We start from the raw sequence: 17,001 nt of genomic DNA on the forward strand, positions 1-17,001 counted from the left end.
AGACCAGACGGAACCTCACGATCCCCAAGGTGCGCCGACGGACTCCCGCACACACCCGACGTGATCACACCGTGATCCAGAAGCCGCAGCTCAGCATAGGTGACCGGGTTGTCGACACCCACAAGGCGGCGCCTCTCAAGACCCGAAGATCTCGTCGCTCCTGTCCTTCAATGGGTACAGCCCGGACGGCCCCAGCTCACCCGTCCTGAACTCGGCGGCTACTCGGGCAACGAGGCTCTGCGCGATCGACCCAGTCCGCGCGATATCGAGCTCTTTGCCCTCCTGGTCGCCGCTGAACTCGGAGAACACCGCGAAGTTGACGCGCGTTCCGGTAGCGTCGCGCAGTCCGTTCCAGCGCACGCCCTTCCAACCGGCGTGCCACACCCTCTGCGCGAAGGCACGGCTAAGCGGATACTTTTCGTCTATCTCATGAAGGAGGGCGTGGTTGATCCCCATCACACCCTGATTCGCGTTCACATTCAGCGGTATCAGCTGACAGGGCTGCGTGACGGTCATGTCGGCGATGAGCCGCTTGTCGACTTCACTCTGCAGGACGCCCACGCCAGCGGTCCGGTAGAACACCTCGATGAAGGCACCCTCCGGCGAGGAGGACGTATAGCAGGTGCCGGGTTCTCCCCGCAGGTCGAATCGGCAGTCGTACTTCACGCCATCGCAGAACCACACCGCACTGCCGGGGTGTCCGTCGAACTCGCGCAGGTAGATGCGGAACAGGTGGGTCTCCGGTTCCAGGGTGTACTCAACGACCTTGGCCGTGCTCATCGCGCCAGCCCGGCAACTGTGACCTTCGCCGACCAGACCAATTGCTCCGGGGCGACTTTGGACAGCGCCGCCCGCGGTTCCTGGTTGTCCAATTCCGGCTGCCCGGTAGCACCCCACAGCACCACGAGCTCGGGAGAAAACGCGCTGCCCAACCCGCCGGAGAACTCCTCCAACACTTTGGTGATAACGGAAATAGGATGCTTGTCTGGAACCTGGTCATGGAACTGCCACAGCGGCAGGAAGGTCTCGTACCGGCCGGTCAGGCCGACGAGACGCCCATCAGAGACGGCCTCAACGATGACGGCCGAGGGCACCCCCAGCCGAACGGACATGGCCTGCGCGGTGATGCACTCCCCCAGGGCGATGTGCCACGACAGGTTGCTCACCGCCGCAGCCGCAGCGTCCTCGGCGATGGCCTGTACTACGCCTTCGTCCAGGTCGCTGCCGTGAGTCTCCAGATGCTGGAGGTTCTTCCAGCGCTCGCCGAGCGAACGGGCGAACGCGTTGGCCAGGATCGATTCCGCGTCCATAGTTCCACCGTACGGCCGGGTGACCTGTGGCGCAGGTACGGGTGCCCTTAACGAACATGTCACGACCCACGTGATCCAGCAGCACCAGTCCGGCGAGCACACCTTCCTGCAACCTCGTTGAGCTCTCCTCCGTCGGGGGCGCCACGGTCTACCGCGTTCTGGAACGCGCCCGCAAACCTGAACCCCACTGAAGATGGCTCTGACCAGGTCCGATGCTCCTGCTTGCGGCTCCTGACAACGTTCTTACCGACACCCCGAGTAGCGGTGAGCGGGGACGCAGCAGAGACTGGAAACAGTAGGTAAGCGAGCGGTGGGGTTCACTGCGAGGTCGGGCATCGGTGGTGGTTCTGCCGCGCGAAGCACTGACATCTTATGGGAGGCGGCCATGACCGAAGACGTCGTCGCCATCAGACTTCGACTGGCACAGATTGTCGCGCAGGCCGAGACGGACGAAGCGTTCCGTACGCGCCTGGCCAATGACCCCAGCTCCGTTCTCGCCGAGTTCCAGATTCCCGAGAATGCGGTCGAGGAGTTCTCGCAGACAGTCAGCGTGGCACGGGCCGGGGGTCTCGGGGACGAAATCGAGGGCGAATGCCTCCACACCTCCGGGTGCAACGACTTCACCTGCATCGCCTCGAGGTGCGGAGCCACCTGCTACGTCACGATCAAGATCGACGCACCCGATACGTGAGGACGGGGAAAGCCGCTCCGATGACGGCGGACCAGCCCGATCCGTGGCTCCTTGACTCCGTCGTGGAAGCGGTCGGCGGCCAGCTGTCCGACTGGCGGATCGTGCCGGCCGACGGCCCCCTGCAGCCGTGGGTGTCCGCCTTCCCGCACGGTCCTGCCCTCCCCCGGCAGGGCTGGAAGCTCCACGTCTCCAGCTACGCCTCGACGGCCGCCGAGACCCTTCAACGGGCCCTGCCTCCCCTAGTCACCCTGGGAGCCGCCTTCAAGGTGATGGGATCCCTCGCCTGGCTCGAACGGCTCAACTGCGGGGCGGCGGGAATCTCTCAGGTCGGAAAGTTCATCACCGTCTATCCGCAGGGCGAGGATTCGGCCCTCGAGGTGGCGGCCGCGTTGGCGGCCGCCACCCGGGGGATGCGCGGTCCCCTCATCCCGTCGGACCGCTCCTACGGGGACGGGAGCATCGTCTTCTACCGCTACGGCGGGTTCGACGGCACCCGGATGCAGACCCTGCTCGGCGACGCCGTTTTCGCCGTGCTGGACCCCGACGGCCGCCTGGTCCCGGATCTCCGGGGAATGACCCCATCGGTGCCGGACTGGGCCGACGACCCCTTCCGCAGGAACGGCCTGGGCGCCCCGTTCGCGCTGGCGAGAACGGTAGCGGGCCGGTACAGGCCCGCCATGACCCTGGCGCACTCGCCCGAAACCGTCGTCCAACTGGCCCTCGATCTGGCCACACCCCGCGGGTGCATCATGAAGCGCGCCGCGAAGCGACCCGCGGGCCGCGGTGGCGAGGCCGACGACGGCACCACGGCGCTGCGGCGGGAAGCGGCCGCGCTCCTCAAGCTCTCTGGACGACGGGCGACCCCGGAGGTCCTCGATGTCGTCGAGAACGACGACGAACTGGTCCTCGTCTCGGAGGACCTCGGCGGGGAGACGCTTGACCGGTACGTACGGGGACTCGCCGGATCGGGTCACGGCTGTTCCACCGCCCGTGTGGTGGAGCTCGGAGCCGCCATCGCGGACGCCCTATCCGTGCTTCACGAGGCTGGCCACGTGCACGGGGACCTCAAGTCGGCCAACATTGTGCTCCCGTCCGACGGCTTGGTACGGCTCATCGATCTCGAGCTAGCCCGCCCCGTCGGCGCCACGGACCGGCCCACCGAGGCCGGGACCCGCGGCTACCTCTCGCCCGCGTGCAGGGCAGGAGGCGCGGTGTCACCGGCCGACGACATCTACGCCCTGGGGGCGGTGCTCTACCTGCTGGCCACCGGCGCCGAGCCCTCGCGGGCCCCTGACCCACACGACCTGCTCGCCAGACCACCCGGACAGCTCAGGCCGGCCGTCGACGGCTCCCTGACAAAGATCGTGTCGCGGTGCCTGGATCCGAATCCCGAGCGGCGGTTCGGCTCGGTGTGCGAGGTGCGACGGGCGCTGCTGACGGTCGGGGAGAGCCGGCCGAAGCCGCCCGCGCCACCGGGCGCGTCCGACCCCGGCCGGACGCGAGCGTCGGACCTGCTCGAACTGGCCCACCGATCAGGTGACTTCATCTGCGCCCAGGCGGAGTCCTCCGAGCAGGGGCTGGCGTGGCGCAGCCGGTACAACGTCGGCAAGGGGCTCGTGGGCCGCGACGTCAACACCGGGATGGCCGGCACGGTCCTCGCGCTGGCCGAGCTAGCCCAGGAACTGCGGGTCCCGCGGCACACGGACGTCCTGCGCGCCGCCGCACGGACGCTCCACGCCATGCCGACCGTCCCCGGGGACCGGCCGCGCGGGCTCTACGTGGGGGAGATGGGCATCGTTGCCGCCCTACTGCGGGCCGGCCAGGTGCTGGCCGACGGGGAACTCGTCGGGTTCGCTCTCGAGCGGGCCGAAGCGCAGCCCGCGGCGGCTCCCGACGACTCCCCCGACCTCTTCCACGGTCTCGCCGGTCGGCTGCTGGTGCACCTGATGCTCTGGGACGAGACCGGCGACGGGCGGAGCCTCGAGCGGGCTGTGCACTGCGGCGACACCCTCCTGCGGCAGTGCGAGGGCGGGCGCGGCACCGCGCACTGGCGCATCCCCCCGGGCTACGGGGATATCAGCGGCAAGAGCCTCCTGGGCTATGCCCACGGTGCGGCGGGCATCGCCGACGCCCTGCTCGACCTCTACGAAGCCACCGGCGCGTCCGGGTACGAGGAGACCGCGCGCGAGGCCGCCGACTGGATCACCAGCCAGGCGATCCGCTGCCTGGAGGACCTCAGCGGGCTCGCCTGGCCCATCGCGGAAGGCGACCCGGCGCACCCGCCGTTCTGGTGCCACGGGGCGACGGGCATCGGACGGATGCTCCTGCACGCCCGTCGCCTCGGCCTCGAACCGGACCCGACGGAGACGCTCCGGCGCGCCTGCCGTTCGGTGGCCCTAGGGGCCCGCTGGAGCGGACCGACCCTGTGCCACGGACTGGCGGGGAACGCCGAGTTCCTGTGGGACGCCGGCCTGGCCCTGGACGACGGAGACCTGCTGGCGCAGGCCCATGGGCTCATCGGCATCCTGCCCGCGTTCGCGGTCGATTCCCCGGACGGCCGGGCCTGGATCTCCGAGGCCCCCCGCCAGATCACCCCCGACTACCTCGTCGGATACGCGGGCATCCCCGTCGTCCTGCTGAGGATGGCGAGACCGCGCCGCCGCTACCAGCTCAGCCGGGCGGGCTTCCGGTATGGGGCACACCGACGTTCTCGGTGACGGGGCGGATGGACCGGTGGTGGAGGGCGGGGGTGAGGGGTGGGTGGGTAAGCCGACCGTGGCGCAGGCGGTGTCGTCTCCAACTGCGCGCAGCCGACGGCCGGGTTTCCGCGCGGTTATCGGCTGGAGCGTACAGGTCCCCTCCCGCGAGGCGACCGAGCGGGACGAGGCGAAGATCGCAGCCGCCCTTACAAGATCCACAGTGAGCACGCGCCCTCACCGACTGACGAATACGCGACTCACGATTACGCGAGGTCGCCAGTTTCAGCTGCTGGTAGGTCAGTCCGGCTTCGGTCTTGCGGGCGCGCAGGAAGCTCGCGAGCTTGGCGCGTGCGGGGACGGTTTGATCGACGGGCTTCTCGGGCCTCCCGGCGGCGGACACGTCAGTTCTCCGCACTGGCGCGGTAGGCCTGCGCGAGGCGGCGGGCGCGGCCTCCGCCGGTGACCACCAGGAGCACGATCATGGCGCCGATGCCGCCCGCCCCCGCAAGGGGCGCGGGGCACGATCGTGTCCGCGACCGGGTCGGGGAAGACGATCACGGCCGCTGCGTGCGCGCTGGAATCGTTCCGGGACGGCCGGGTCCTCGTCACCGTCCCTACCCTGGACCTGCTCGCCCAGACCGCCCAGGCATGGCGCCTGGTAGGACACCAGGCCCCGATGGTCGCCGTGTGCTCGCTGGAGAACGACCCGGTGCTGAACGAGCTTGGCGTACGGACCACCACCAACCCGATCCAGCTCGCCCTGTGGGCCGCCTCCGGGCCGGTCGTCGTGTTCGCCACCTACGCCTCCCTGGTGGACCGCGAGGACATCGACGCACCCATGGGCCAGCACAAGGTTCGCGGGCCACTGGAGGCCGCGCTCGCGGGCGGGGAGCGGCTGTACGGGCAGCGCATGGCGGGCTTTGACCTCGCGATCGTGGATGAGGCGCACGGCACCGCCGGTGATCTCGGGCGGCCGTGGGCGGCGATCCACGACAACTCCCGTATCCCTGCGGACTTCCGGCTCTACCTGACCGCCACACCGCGCATCTTGGCCGCGGCCCGGCCGCAGAAGGGCGCGGACGGCCAGGAGCTGGAGATCGCGAGCATGGCCGACGACCCGGACGGGACGTACGGCGCGTGGCTCGCCGAGCTCGGGCTGTCGGAGGCGATCGAGCGCGAGATCCTCGCCGGGTTCGAGATCGACGTGCTGGAGATCCGCGACCCCTCCCCCGTACCCGGGATGTCGGAGGAAGCGCTCCGGGGCCGGCGCCTCGCACTCCTGCAGACCGCACTCCTGGAACACGCCGCCCGGCACAACCTCAAGACCGTGATGACGTTCCACCACCGGGTCGAGGAAGCCGAGGCGTTCGCGGACAAGCTGCCCAAGACGGCCGCCGAGCTGTACGTCACCGAGGCGTCCGACGAAGCCCTCGCGAAGGCGGAGAGCCTGCCGAAGTCGTCGATCGATGCAGAACTGTACGAGCTGGAGGCAGGCCGTCACGTCCCGCCGGACCGGGTGTGGTCCGCGTGGCTGTGCGGCGACCACCTCGTGGCCGAACGGCGCGAGGCCCTGCGGCAGTTCGCCAACGGCATCGACGCCAACAACCGGCGCGTACACCGCGCGTTCCTCGCCTCCGTACGAGTCCTCGGGGAAGGCGTCGACATCACCGGCGAACGCGGCGTCGAGGCGATCTGCTTCGCCGACACCCGCGGCTCACAAGTCGAGATCGTCCAGAACATCGGCCGCGCCCTCCGGCCCAACCGCGACGGCACCACGAAAATCGCGCGGATCATCGTGCCCGTCTTCCTGGAGGCCGGGGAGGACCCGACCGACATGGTCGCCTCCGCCAGCTTCAAACCGCTCGCAGCCGTGCTCCAAGGCCTGCGCTCCCACGACGAGCGCCTGGTCGAACAGCTCGCCTCCCGCGCCCTCACCCGCAGCAAACACGCGCGCAAGGTGCACGTCCAGCGCGACCAGGACGGCCGGATCCTCGGCGCCGGCGCCGAGGGCGACGGCAAGGACCAGGAGCAGGAGCAGGACGGCACCGACGCCGCCGCCGAATCAGCGCTGCTGCACTTCTCCAGCCCGCGCGACGCCGCGACCATCGCCGCCTTCCTGCGCACCCGGGTCTACCAGCCAGAATCGCTCGTGTGGCTGGAGGGCTACCAGGCCCTGCTCCGCTGGCGCCAGGAGAACGAGATCACCGGCCTCTACGCCGTCCCCTACGACGTTGAGGTCGAGGTCGGCGTCACGAAGGACTTCCCCCTCGGGCGGTGGGTGCACCAGCAGCGCAGGGCCCTGCGGGCCGGGGAACTGGAGGAGCGGCGCAAGACCCTGCTGGACGCGCCGGAGGCCGGGATGGTGTGGGAGCCGGGCGAGGAGGCGTGGGAGAACAAACTCGCCGCGCTGCGCTCGTACCGGCGGGCGACCGGGCACCTCGCGCCACGTCAGGACGCGGTGTGGGGCGAGGGCGAGGCGATGGTGCCCATCGGGCAGCACATGGCCAACCTCCGCCGGAAGGGCGCAAAGAACGGCCTGGGCAAGGACCCGGAGCGGGCGAAGGAGCGCGCGAAGCAGCTGACGGCAATCGACCCGGACTGGGACTGCCCGTGGCCACTGGACTGGCAGCGCCACTACCGCGTCCTGGCGGACCTGGTCGACGCCGACGGCAGCCTCCCCGAGATCCGGCCCGGCGTGCTGATGGACGGTGACGACATCGGCAAGTGGCTGGAGCAGCAGAAACAGCCGGGCACCTGGGCGCAGTTGTCGACCGGGCAGCAGGATCGGCTGGCCCGGCTGGGCGTGCAGCCCGCCCAGGCACCGTCTCCCGCCCCCGCAGCCAGGCGCGCGGGAAGGGCCCGAGCAAGGCGCAACAAGCGTTCCAGCGGGGCCTGGCGGCCCTCGCACAGTGGGTGGAACGGGAAGGCGCCGACCGGCCAGTACCACGCGGCCACAGCGAAGAGATCACGATCGACGGCGAGACGGACCCGACGGTCGTGAAGCTGGGCGTATGGATCTCCAACACCAAATCGAGGCGGGACAAGCTCACCCCCGAACAGCGCACCACGCTCACAAAGTTGGGAATGGAATGGTGAGGGGTGCTGGGCCGGCCGGAGTGCTGCGGGTAGCCCCGCTCGCCCAGGAGACGGTGTTCTCGCTCCTCGGCCGGGTCGCAGGCCGCTACGCCATCGGCGCAGGCGAACTACGCGCCTGCCGGCAGTGGCAGAACCAGTCCCCGCGCACGCCCGGGGCCGCCGGCCTCTGGGCTGCGTCTCCCGGGGGGGGTACTTGACGGTCGCACGCCACCCCTGGCGGCACCCCGGCGCCGACATGCGGCTTTATCCGAGAGAGGGTTCGCCACCGGTCGTGCCGCTTGGCCGGAAATAGGCATCGACTTGGCTTAAGGCAGCTACCCATGCGCTCCATCGGGTGAACCGTGCCCGCCTGCCGCTACCCCAGCTCATCGGGCCCCCTGTAATGACAGCCGAGTAAAGCGTTTCATGGCGCAAATAAGAAAAGGGGTGGCCTGATGTTCGGCCATAAGATCAGAAGCATCGCGGTCGGCGCTGGCATGGCCTTGGCGCTGACCGGGGTGGTCACTCCCCCCGCGCACGCCGCGGGCAGCGAGCTCTTCACGAAACCTGGCAGGCACACGTTCGATGTTCCGGCCGGGGTGACCTCGGTCACCGTCTATGTCTGGGGGCCCGGCGGCGGGGGCGGCGGCGGTGCCGGCGGCAGCGGCACCGGAGGTGGAGGAGGAGGCGCAGGAGGCGGCGCAGGCAGGCACCACGCCGGCGGTGGGGGCGGCGCCGGGGGCGGCGGCGGCGCAGGCGGCAGTGGTGGAGGCGGCGATGCCGGTTCCTTCGTCAGCTGCACCCTCAAACTGCCCGCGAATGGCCATGGCCACCGGTTCCACATCGTTGTGGCGGCGGGCCGGGCCGGCGGAGGCGGTGGGCAAGGCGGTGCCGGCGGCGCGGGTGGCGCTGGCGGCGCATGGCAGAACTCCGGCAACGACGGGACAGCCGGTCACCCCGGCATTAACGGTAAGGACGGCGCCACCAAGCGCCCCGGCCTCGGCGAGGGGCTCACCTACGTCGCCAACGGCTACTGGAATGTGAACGCCTCTGACGGGAATAGCGGGGGCGGCGGCAGTAAGGGGGCGGCCGAGCACAACGCCGGCGGCTACGCCTCCTGGCGTGGCGGCGGCGGATACGGCGGCACGGGCGGCAACGGCGGGGCAGGAGGCGCCGCACCCGACCACGACAAGCGGCGCGCGGGCCTGTGCGATAACAATTACAGGGTCGGCGCGGTCACGGTCGTGAAGGGTGCGCACGGTCCCGCAGGCACCAGCGGAGGGGCCGGAGAGCGTGGCAACGACGGCCGTAACGGCACCAGCAGCGGCGCCGGTTCGGGCGGACTGCCAGGTGCAGCCGGCACTGCCAGCACGACCGCCGGTGCCCCCGGCCACAACGCCGAGGGCGTGAGCTTCGGCAAGGGCGGGGATGGCGGTAAGGGCGGCCGTGGCGCAGACGCCACTCCGGGCAGCACGCAAGGCCAGGGCGGCAACGGCAGCGTCGGCGGCGGTACCGGCGAACGGGGCGCCAGGGGCGCCGGCGGCGAGGCTGGCCAGAACGGCCAGGACGGCGCTGTCCTCATCACCTGGAACTGAGCCTCCCGCTCTTCTCCGCTCCGGGCCGGCACCGCACAGGCCCGGAGCGGGGGGAGCTGGTGTCACCGACACTCTCGTGTCGCCGTGTAATGGCAGGGTCGTGGAAGACTTCGCGGCCCGCCGCGGTGACGCTCTACAACATCGCGGCGGGCCACCGGCCCGGCGCCCCCACCCCACCCGGCCAGCGCAGCGCCACCACCGACACGCGCCGCCCCGCCCCCACCACACCCAGGTGAACAGGCCAGGCAGAGCGTACAGAGGGAAGTCGGCATGCCAGCCACCACTTACCAAGGGCCCTGACCTGCTCAGATGATGGGGCGTCACAGGGAGTGATGCAGCCTCTAGTACAGCCCGTTGTGCAGCCTCTACCGCAGCGCCTACCGCATTCGGCGCGGTAAGCGCGAGACGCCCCTCCACCCGCCGAACAACCGCTTCCCCGGCACAGGGCCCCGAGCCGCCCCCGGACGCCTGAGGCGCCCACAGCGCCCCGTCCAGGCCCGGCTCACGCCGTCCTCGCCGCGGAGCCGGCCGGACTCCACGTCCGCCACCGCGGCCACCGCGCCGCCCCTCCATGAACCCCAACCTCCTGTACGGCTACCGCGTACAAGAAGGTGTCGGCACCGAAAACATCGTTGCCCGCAGGGTCTGACCAGCACGAACGGCCAAGATCGCAAAAAGGCCCGTCCAACCTCCGGCAGTGGTCCCGGCACACCTCCCGCCGCAACTCCCGGATCACCAGTGCAGCCCACTCCCGGATCAACTTGCCCGCTCCACCAGGCCCCGCCAGCCCGGACCACGCGCCGGCCCCGTACGCATCGCCGCGATCCACAGCCTGCGCCCCGCCTCCCAGCGCTGCCTGACGCCACATCAACTAACAACACCCGCCGGTACGGAAAAAGTACGGTTCTTCTGGGGCCGACAGGAAAATGACTGGTGGCTGGCCGGTGAGGTCAGCCGCCAGTCATCTTCGTGGCCAGGCTGCTCAGCGATCAGCGCCGAGCGGGGTGGAGACCAGGTGTCTCCGTTCGTGGGTCAGGGGACTTGGCGGGGCTTGTCGACGACGGCCCGTTCCAGGATCGCGTTGGCCCACACCAGAGTGCCTGCCTCTCCCCATTCGCTGGTCTTGGTGAGATAGGTGCGCTGGCCGAGGAACCCCAGGGTCTCCTTGTCGAAGACCCATTCGGTGCGCTGGTCGCGGTCGTGGTCCTCACGCGCGATGGCGAGGCCGTGGCGGCCGTCCGCGTCGGCGCCGTCCGCCAGCTCCACCACGCCGGGGATCTTCGCTGCGGCCTTGTAGAAGGCGGCCTGCGTCTGGGGCGGCATCACCGTATCCCTCAGCAGGTAGCCGAAGGACTCGAAGACGGCCTGATCGAAGTCCAAGCCCTTTATGGACCTGGTTTCCTTGCGGATGCGCTGGTAGAGGGCGTCGGGGTCGGTGGGCAGGGAAGCCAGCCATCCGTAGGTGGGGCGATCGATGCCGGACGGCGTCGGTCCACTGTTGCGGATGGGCAGGTACTTCCCGTCCTCACGGAAGAACCCCGCGTCCTTGGTCGGGCGCGGATCCTGCGACCGCCAGTCCTCACGCTCCTTGAGCGGGCCCGTCTTGACCGGCTTGATGTGTGCCGTCGTGGTGGCCTTGCTGCGGGTGTATACGTACTGGTCGTCCCGCACCGGCCCGACATGGACCGTCAAGGCCACAGCGGCGAGCCGGTCGAGCAGCGCTGTCGCCCCGTGGGCAGTGCCGGGGGCCGCCGGCGTGATCCTCGTCGCGGAGTCCCCCTGGGGGTGCGTCCCGGGCAGGACGGTGATCAGCACGACTGCCGCTACGGCGGCTGCGGCAAGGGGCAACACGATGGGCGGGCGCATGAGCCGGCGGCGGGTGCGGGAACGGTCACCGTCGATGGCGCGCAGGAGCAGCTCCTTGTGGTGGCGGTGGCGGCCGGGAGGCAGATCCCGCTCCGCGGGGGTGGGCAGCAGTTGGGCAAGTTCCTGCTGGTCGTCGGTAGTCATCGAGCCTCCTCCTGAATGGCCAGGGCCGGTGGAACAGCCGTAGGTTGCGCTGTCGCGCCGGTGGGGCAAGTGCGCCCGGAACGCACGCTGAGCTGTTCGTCGGTCAGCTTCCGCAGCCGGGCGCGGGCGCGGGAGAGGCGGGAGCGCACGGTGCCCACGGGTATTCCCAGGGCCTGTCCGGCCTCGGCATAGTCCAGGGCCGCCCAAACACACAAGGCCAGGACCTCCCCCTCGGGGCGGCGCAGCAGCGTCAACGCATGACGTACGGCGTCCAGTTCGCGGCTGTCGTCGATTCGCGACGCGGATGCGTCCGCGAAGTCCACGACCTCGTCCGTCTCCGGCCGGCGGGTCAGGAAGGCGATCCGCCGGCGGACCCGCCGATTGGCGTTGCGTGCCTTGTTGGTGGCGATGCCCAGCAGCCACGGTCGCAGGGACCCGCCGCAGGGCTCTACCTTCTCCCGGATACGCCAGGCTTCCAGGAAGGTATCGGACATCACCTCCTCCGCCGTCGACCAGTTCCCCGTCAGACGGAAGGCATGGTTGTAGACACCTCGCGAATACTCCTCGTAGAGCTCGGCGAATGCCTCACGGTCACCCGCTCGTATGCGCTCGCGCATGGATACCTCTCAGTCCGTTTCTCCTCACGTCCAGTTCCTCTCCGCCACCTTCAACCAGTTCCGGTGACCTGCGTCACATCGCGAGGTCACGCCTCCGAAGGCCCAGCCCCACCTGCTGGTCGAGGCTGCCTCCAGCACCCCGGTCATTTTCACCGTCCGCGCACCCGAACGGCCCGCAACCCGGTCGAGCCGAGGACGCAGTCCGCCGAGCTCCCGGCCGACGGCATCCAGTGCGAGCTCCTGCCGTCTGCCGAGCGTGACTTCCAGGGCGACGCCAGGGCCGGTGAAGTGGGCATGGAGGCCGCCGGTCAGCGCGCGGAGAGTCTCGTTCAGTTCGTGCATCGTCTCCGCGCCGGACAGCTGCACGCGGGCCGCGAGGATGGTGTCGCCGGCCGCGGCGAAGGACAGCAGCCCGGCCTGCCGGGCGAGCAGCCCGACGCGGCCCACGGGGTCGGGATGGGTGCGCTGAAGCTGGGCCAGGGCGTGCCACATACTGCCCGGCAGATCCGGGCGCGGTCTCTTCTCTGCTGCGTCTCATGAGCCCTGTCTACGGCCTTCGTACTGGCGCGCAGCCGGTTCAGCCCCTTCCCTCCCGTACGCGACGTCCCGACTTCACGGACCGTCCCGCCGGGCGGGCGCTCACGCCCGTGCCTGTCGTCCGTCGCTTCCTCAAGGACGACGGCGGCGAGTGCACGGCCGGGTTGGGCAAGCCGCCGCTCGGGGCGGCTTGCCCAGGCTCCCCTTGGGCTTGCCCGGGTCAGGTCCGCCAGCGGAGCAGACCACGGCGGGGCATGCCCGGCTCCTGGTCGCGGTCGTCCTCCGGCTCCGGCTCCGGCTCCGGCTCCGGCTCCGGCTCCGGCTGTGCAGGAGACGGTTCCCAGGCGGTCTCGGTGTCGGCTTGCTCCCGGGCTGATGACGCTCGCTGGAAGCGGCCACCTGGTGATCTCTGGTGACCTCAGACCTGCTCGATGGATCTCCCCACCCATACGGCACTTGACCAGGTATGGGACGCCACACGGGAGGGGCCGCCCGATAGTCAGCCGGGTCCAGGGGCGGGGCGAGCTGTCCAGGGTGGGCGAAGCCCAGCGCATCGCGCCGCCGGAGGCGCCCTTGACCGCTCGGCACGGCCCGCACACTCCACAAGCGGGCGGCCCCGGCTCGGTTGCCCCAGGCGCCTCACTGGGGAACGACGAGCCACACTGGTCGTTTCCAGGAATCGTCATCAGGGCGACGTCGTCGGCGCGGCACGTCCTGCACACGGACAGGTCACCGGCTTCCAGGCGCTGCCGTGCGCGGTGGTCTCCTGCCAGCGCTGGTCGGTGAACTTCTGCCCGCACCGCTTGCACACCGGACGCCGCGCCTCGCGGTCGGCAGCGCGCTGGTGTTCCTCTGCCGCGTCGGCCTGCGCGACCTGGCGGCGGAACAAGGCCTCGCCGTCGGGGTTGTCGAGCGCGGCGGCCAGCTTCTGCACATCGGCCCTGCCGAGACGGCGCCACACCACCGCGTCCGCACCGTGCTCCTGGAGCCGCTCCAGGGTGGTGAAGACGACCGGCACGGCCTGGCCGTAGTCCCGGGCGGTGACGCGGTGCCCAGTACCGGCGACCGGCCTCCTCCAACACCTTCACGGTGTTGTCGACCTTGGCGTCCGTGGTGTCGGCGAACACGAACGCCACCGGCGGCAGGCCCTCCCGACCGGTCGGCGGGTAGACCCGGCGCCACAGCCGCTGTTCGTGGTCGAGGTTCTCGATCGCGTCCGGCCGGGACCGGGCCAGGCGCACCGTCTTGTCGTCCGCGTCCGGCGGCAGCAGCCGGCCCCACTCCCAGTACCGGCGCAGCTTGTGCACGAGCTCGTGGGCGTCCTCGGTACGGCGGTCGATCTCCAGCAGCATCACCGGCACCCCGGCCGCCGGCGCCCGCGGCGGTCGATCCGCACTGGAACCCGGGCGAACACGGCTGGACGGTGGACTGGCAGCGCAACTACGCCTACCTCGCCCAACTCCTCGCCGACGGCGCCCGCCTGACCGCTGTCGTCCCGGGGCGTGACCCGGCACGGCGAGGACATCGGACGCTGGTACGCCACCCAACGCCGCGACTGGGGCCGGCTCAACGACGAGCAGCAGGCTCGGCTCAGCGAACTCGGCGTCAAGGCCGTACGCACCCGCATGACGAGCATGAAGACGCCCGCGGCATCGGCGGCGGGGCGTCCGGGCGGGGCGCAGCCGCCTTCCAGGCAGGCATCCAGACCCTGGCGCAGTACTTGGAACGGGAAGCCGCCGGTATGCCAGGGCACGGCCACGTCGAGTACCTTCCCGACGGCCCGCACCGGACCGGGGTATGGATCACCAACCAGAAACAGCGCCGGACCGACTTGACACTGAACAGCTCGCCGCGCTCGCCGACCTCGGCAGGCGGCTCGTTCTGCAGCGATCAGCTTGTCAGCCTGCTTCTTTCTTCCGGCCGGAGAGGGGCTTGGTACGGGGCGATGTCGGCCATGCCGCTGTATGGAGCAGCTGCTTGCGACAGGGCCGCAGGGCGACCATTGTCTGGTGCGGGACTCCAAGTGGACGCCTCGCGCGGCGGAACATTTACCACACCTTGTCGGGCGGGCAGTCAATGTGGCCCTGGAGTAATCCAAATGAATGAGCGGGTAGGCCTGCGACGGACCTGCTGCTGTTAGCCTCCAGTCCGCAAGATCATGACCAAGCGTGTTGTTGCATATGCATGCTGCGACTGAGGGGTTCGAGGTGGCTGAGACGCCCAGGAGCGACGAGCCTACCGACGTAAGGCGCAGGACGGTACTGAGAGGTACAGCGGGCCTGACGGCCGGCGTTGTAACCAGCGCGGCAATGCTCGGTGAGGCGGAGGCCATGGCCAAGCCTGCCGCGGCGATCACGATCGCCGCGGCGGAGCGCGTGGCGGCGGGGCAGGATCCGTATCTGCGGCGCAAGCAGCTGTGGATGTTCGAGATCCTGGACGACGACGGCGATGGTGTGGTGACCCCTGAGGACACGATGCAGTTCGCGCACCGGCTGGCGCGGCTGACTGGACATGGCAACGACTCGCCGCGGGCGCAACAGATGGTCGCCACGGTGAACCGGATCTGGCACGCGCTGGTGATCAAGCCCGCCTGGGTGCTGGACGTGAGGCGGCTCGACGCGGAGCAGTTCGTCACCGTGATGGCGAACAGTGTCGCGGAGACTCCGGACAAGACACTGCAGTACATCGGTGTGATCACCAATCTGGCGTTCGCGATGTCCGACAGTGACCATGACGGGCGGATCTCCCGGGAGGAATCGATTCGGCTCGGTACCGAGGTCCTGCGCATCGACCAGAAGCATGCCGAACAGGCGTGGGGGGTGCTGGACGCCGACGGAGACGGTTATCTCGGCTACGCCGAGTGTCTTATGGCCGTCACCGATTTCGTCATCAGCCTGGACCCGAAGGCGCCGGGAAACCGGGCGCTCGGGCGTACCTGACACGTGACCGGAGTTTTCGCCGGTATCGGTCTGGTCGAGCTGGCCCAGCGGGCCACCACGCAGGTCCACGTGATTGCGCGCGAACACGACGGGGTGCTGGGACTGTCGGACCGGCCGGGGCCCGCCGTGCTCGGGACGGTGCCGGCCGTGTATCCGGAATGGCTGGGCGACCGGTCATTCACGGAGGTGCACGGTGTTCGCTTTCCCTACGTCGCGGGGGAGATGGCGAACGCCATCGCGAGCGTCGAGCTGGTCGAGGCGATGGCACAGAACGAGATGCTGGGCTTCTTCGGGGCGGCCGGGTTGAGCCTGCCCCGGCTCGACCAGGCTCTGGACCGGTTACGCAAGGGCCTTGCAGGGCGGCGGAACTGGGGAGTCAACCTCATCCACCACCCCGGCGATCTGCAGATGGAGAACGCGGTTGCGGAGCTTCTCCTCCGCGCCGGGGCACCGAAGATCTCGGTGTCGGCGTTCATGGACATAACGCCCGCCGTGGTGCGGTGCGCGGCATCGGGTCTGCGTGCCGACGCGACGGGCCGGATTTCCCGGCGGACCGCGCTGTTCGCGAAGGTCTCGCGGCCGGAAGTCGCTGAACTGTTCCTCTCGCCCCCTCCCGCACAGTTGGTGCGGCAGCTGGTGGAGCGCGGTCAACTCACCGAAGAGGAAGGGCGCCTGGCAGCCCGCATTCCGGTGGCGGACGACATCACGGTGGAGGCGGACAGCGGCGGGCACACCGACGGCCGTCCACTGGTTGCGGTGCTGCCCACCATCCTCGCGCTGGCGCGCCGCAAGAACCCGGGGGTGCGGGTGGGCGCGGCGGGTGGGCTCGGCGATCCGGGCGCGGTGGCCGCGGCGTACGCGCTCGGCGCGGCGTACGTCGTGACGGGCACGGTGAACCAGATGTCGGTCGAGGCGGCCGTCAGTGACGAGGCGAAGGCGATGCTTGCCCAGGCCGGAGTGGCGGACGTGGCGATGGCGCCGTCGAGTGACATGTTCGAGCTCGGCGCGAAGGTGCAGGTGCTGCGTCGGGGAACCATGTTCGCCGCTCGGGCGACCCGGCTGCGCCAGCTGTACGTCGAGCATCCGTCACTGGAGTCGATTCCGGCGCCGACACGCGAGTTGCTGGAGCGTGAGATCTTCGGCCTGCCCCTGGACGAGGTATGGAAGCGGGCCGAGGAGTACTGGTCGGAGCGCGACCCCGCCGAGATCGCCAGGGCGGGTGCGGACCCCAGACACCGCATGGCGCTGACGTTCCGCTGGTATCTGGGCAACGCCAGCACCTGGGCGGTCCAGGGTGAGCCCGGCCGCCGCAGTGACTACCAGCTGTGGTGCAGCCCTGCAGCAGGTGCCTTCAACAGCTGGGTGGCGGGCGGCCACCTCGCCGACCCGCGCCAGCGCACTGTCACGCAGATCGCCCGGAACCTGCTGCAGGGTGCGGCAGTACTGACCCGGGTGCACCAGCTCCGCACGTACGGGGTCCGTCTTCCCGCCGAGGCGTTCGACTTCCGGCCCCGCAGGCTGGCTTGAG

At 70.0% G+C, this 17,001-nt stretch carries 12 protein-coding genes and 1 pseudogene; 7 read left to right on the top strand and 6 right to left on the bottom strand.

The genetic code is table 11. The features are described from left to right. Nucleotides 1-135: 135 nt before the first annotated feature. The gene (locus ACIBK6_RS40200) at nt 136-780 is read right to left on the bottom strand and encodes an RES family NAD+ phosphorylase (RefSeq protein ID WP_399058079.1); all 645 of its coding nucleotides are present in this window, start codon (nt 778-780) and stop codon (nt 136-138) included. Then, nucleotides 777-1,310, bottom strand: a complete 534-nt coding sequence (locus ACIBK6_RS40205) for a hypothetical protein (protein WP_399058081.1) — start codon at nt 1,308-1,310, stop codon at nt 777-779. Before ACIBK6_RS40205 ends, ACIBK6_RS40200 begins: the two co-directional genes overlap by 4 nt. A 385-nt stretch (nt 1,311-1,695) precedes the next feature. Between ACIBK6_RS40205 and ACIBK6_RS40210 the strand changes: the two genes are divergently transcribed. The 5 genes and pseudogenes from ACIBK6_RS40210 to ACIBK6_RS40230 all read left to right on the top strand — a co-directional run bounded on the left by ACIBK6_RS40210 (nt 1,696) and on the right by ACIBK6_RS40230 (nt 9,606). Then, nucleotides 1,696-2,001 (top strand): hypothetical protein, encoded by a 306-nt coding sequence (locus ACIBK6_RS40210; RefSeq protein ID WP_399058083.1) that lies wholly within the window; start codon nt 1,696-1,698, stop codon nt 1,999-2,001. A 20-nt stretch (nt 2,002-2,021) separates the two neighbouring features. Next, nucleotides 2,022-4,718, top strand: a complete 2,697-nt coding sequence (locus ACIBK6_RS40215) for a lanthionine synthetase LanC family protein (protein WP_399058084.1) — start codon at nt 2,022-2,024, stop codon at nt 4,716-4,718. Nucleotides 4,719-5,187: 469 nt separating this feature from the next. Continuing rightward, nucleotides 5,188-7,796 (top strand): annotated as a pseudogene (locus tag ACIBK6_RS40220) (Helicase associated domain protein); the annotation flags it as partial. A gap of 434 nt (nt 7,797-8,230) precedes the next feature. Then, nucleotides 8,231-9,370: a hypothetical protein gene (locus tag ACIBK6_RS40225; protein WP_399058086.1), complete on the top strand. Its 1,140-nt coding sequence runs from the start codon at nt 8,231-8,233 to the stop codon at nt 9,368-9,370. 89 nt (nt 9,371-9,459) lie between these two features. Next, complete coding sequence (locus ACIBK6_RS40230; protein WP_399058088.1) at nt 9,460-9,606, top strand: hypothetical protein; 147 nt, start codon at nt 9,460-9,462, stop codon at nt 9,604-9,606. A 796-nt stretch (nt 9,607-10,402) separates the two neighbouring features. Here the strand turns inward: ACIBK6_RS40230 and ACIBK6_RS40235 are convergent. The 4 genes from ACIBK6_RS40235 to ACIBK6_RS40250 form a co-directional block, all read right to left on the bottom strand. Continuing rightward, nucleotides 10,403-11,380 carry a CU044_5270 family protein gene (locus ACIBK6_RS40235; RefSeq protein WP_399058090.1) on the bottom strand — a complete coding sequence of 326 codons (978 nt, stop codon included), beginning with the start codon at nt 11,378-11,380 and terminating at the stop codon, nt 10,403-10,405. Beyond that, nucleotides 11,377-11,997 carry an RNA polymerase sigma factor gene (locus ACIBK6_RS40240; RefSeq protein ID WP_399058092.1) on the bottom strand — a complete coding sequence of 207 codons (621 nt, stop codon included), beginning with the start codon at nt 11,995-11,997 and terminating at the stop codon, nt 11,377-11,379. The genes ACIBK6_RS40235 and ACIBK6_RS40240 overlap by 4 nt, the downstream gene beginning before the upstream one ends. Before the next feature lie 24 nt (nt 11,998-12,021). Further along, a complete protein-coding gene (locus ACIBK6_RS40245; RefSeq protein ID WP_399058094.1) occupies nt 12,022-12,489 on the bottom strand; it encodes a hypothetical protein in 468 nt (155 codons plus the stop codon). Between the two features lie 730 nt (nt 12,490-13,219). Beyond that, nucleotides 13,220-13,552: a hypothetical protein gene (locus ACIBK6_RS40250; RefSeq protein ID WP_399058096.1), complete on the bottom strand. Its 333-nt coding sequence runs from the start codon at nt 13,550-13,552 to the stop codon at nt 13,220-13,222. A 1,312-nt stretch (nt 13,553-14,864) separates the two neighbouring features. Between ACIBK6_RS40250 and ACIBK6_RS40255 the strand changes: the two genes are divergently transcribed. Further along, nucleotides 14,865-15,473 carry an EF-hand domain-containing protein gene (locus ACIBK6_RS40255; RefSeq protein WP_399058098.1) on the top strand — a complete coding sequence of 203 codons (609 nt, stop codon included), beginning with the start codon at nt 14,865-14,867 and terminating at the stop codon, nt 15,471-15,473. Nucleotides 15,474-15,476: 3 nt separating this feature from the next. Next, nucleotides 15,477-17,000 (top strand): PfaD family polyunsaturated fatty acid/polyketide biosynthesis protein, encoded by a 1,524-nt coding sequence (locus ACIBK6_RS40260; RefSeq protein WP_399058100.1) that lies wholly within the window; start codon nt 15,477-15,479, stop codon nt 16,998-17,000. The last annotated feature ends 1 nt before the right edge of the window (nt 17,001 follow it).

The sequence above is a fragment of the Streptomyces sp. NPDC050485 genome, from assembly GCF_044458185.1.
In the GTDB taxonomy this organism is placed as follows: Bacteria; Actinomycetota; Actinomycetes; order Streptomycetales; family Streptomycetaceae; genus Streptomyces.

What these genes read in the sequence shown, in the direction of transcription:
- ACIBK6_RS40210 (WP_399058083.1), top strand. Translation starts at nt 1,696, where the DNA reads ATGACCGAAGACGTCGTCGCCATCAGACTTCGACTGGCACAGATTGTC.
- ACIBK6_RS40205 (WP_399058081.1), bottom strand. Translation starts at nt 1,310, where the DNA reads ATGGACGCGGAATCGATCCTGGCCAACGCGTTCGCCCGTTCGCTCGGC.
- ACIBK6_RS40215 (WP_399058084.1), top strand. Translation starts at nt 2,022, where the DNA reads ATGACGGCGGACCAGCCCGATCCGTGGCTCCTTGACTCCGTCGTGGAA.
- ACIBK6_RS40245 (WP_399058094.1), bottom strand. Translation starts at nt 12,489, where the DNA reads ATGTGGCACGCCCTGGCCCAGCTTCAGCGCACCCATCCCGACCCCGTG.
- ACIBK6_RS40235 (WP_399058090.1), bottom strand. Translation starts at nt 11,380, where the DNA reads ATGACTACCGACGACCAGCAGGAACTTGCCCAACTGCTGCCCACCCCC.
- ACIBK6_RS40200 (WP_399058079.1), bottom strand. Translation starts at nt 780, where the DNA reads ATGAGCACGGCCAAGGTCGTTGAGTACACCCTGGAACCGGAGACCCAC.
- ACIBK6_RS40230 (WP_399058088.1), top strand. Translation starts at nt 9,460, where the DNA reads ATGGCAGGGTCGTGGAAGACTTCGCGGCCCGCCGCGGTGACGCTCTAC.
- ACIBK6_RS40225 (WP_399058086.1), top strand. Translation starts at nt 8,231, where the DNA reads ATGTTCGGCCATAAGATCAGAAGCATCGCGGTCGGCGCTGGCATGGCC.
- ACIBK6_RS40255 (WP_399058098.1), top strand. Translation starts at nt 14,865, where the DNA reads ATGGCCAAGCCTGCCGCGGCGATCACGATCGCCGCGGCGGAGCGCGTG.
- ACIBK6_RS40240 (WP_399058092.1), bottom strand. Translation starts at nt 11,997, where the DNA reads ATGCGCGAGCGCATACGAGCGGGTGACCGTGAGGCATTCGCCGAGCTC.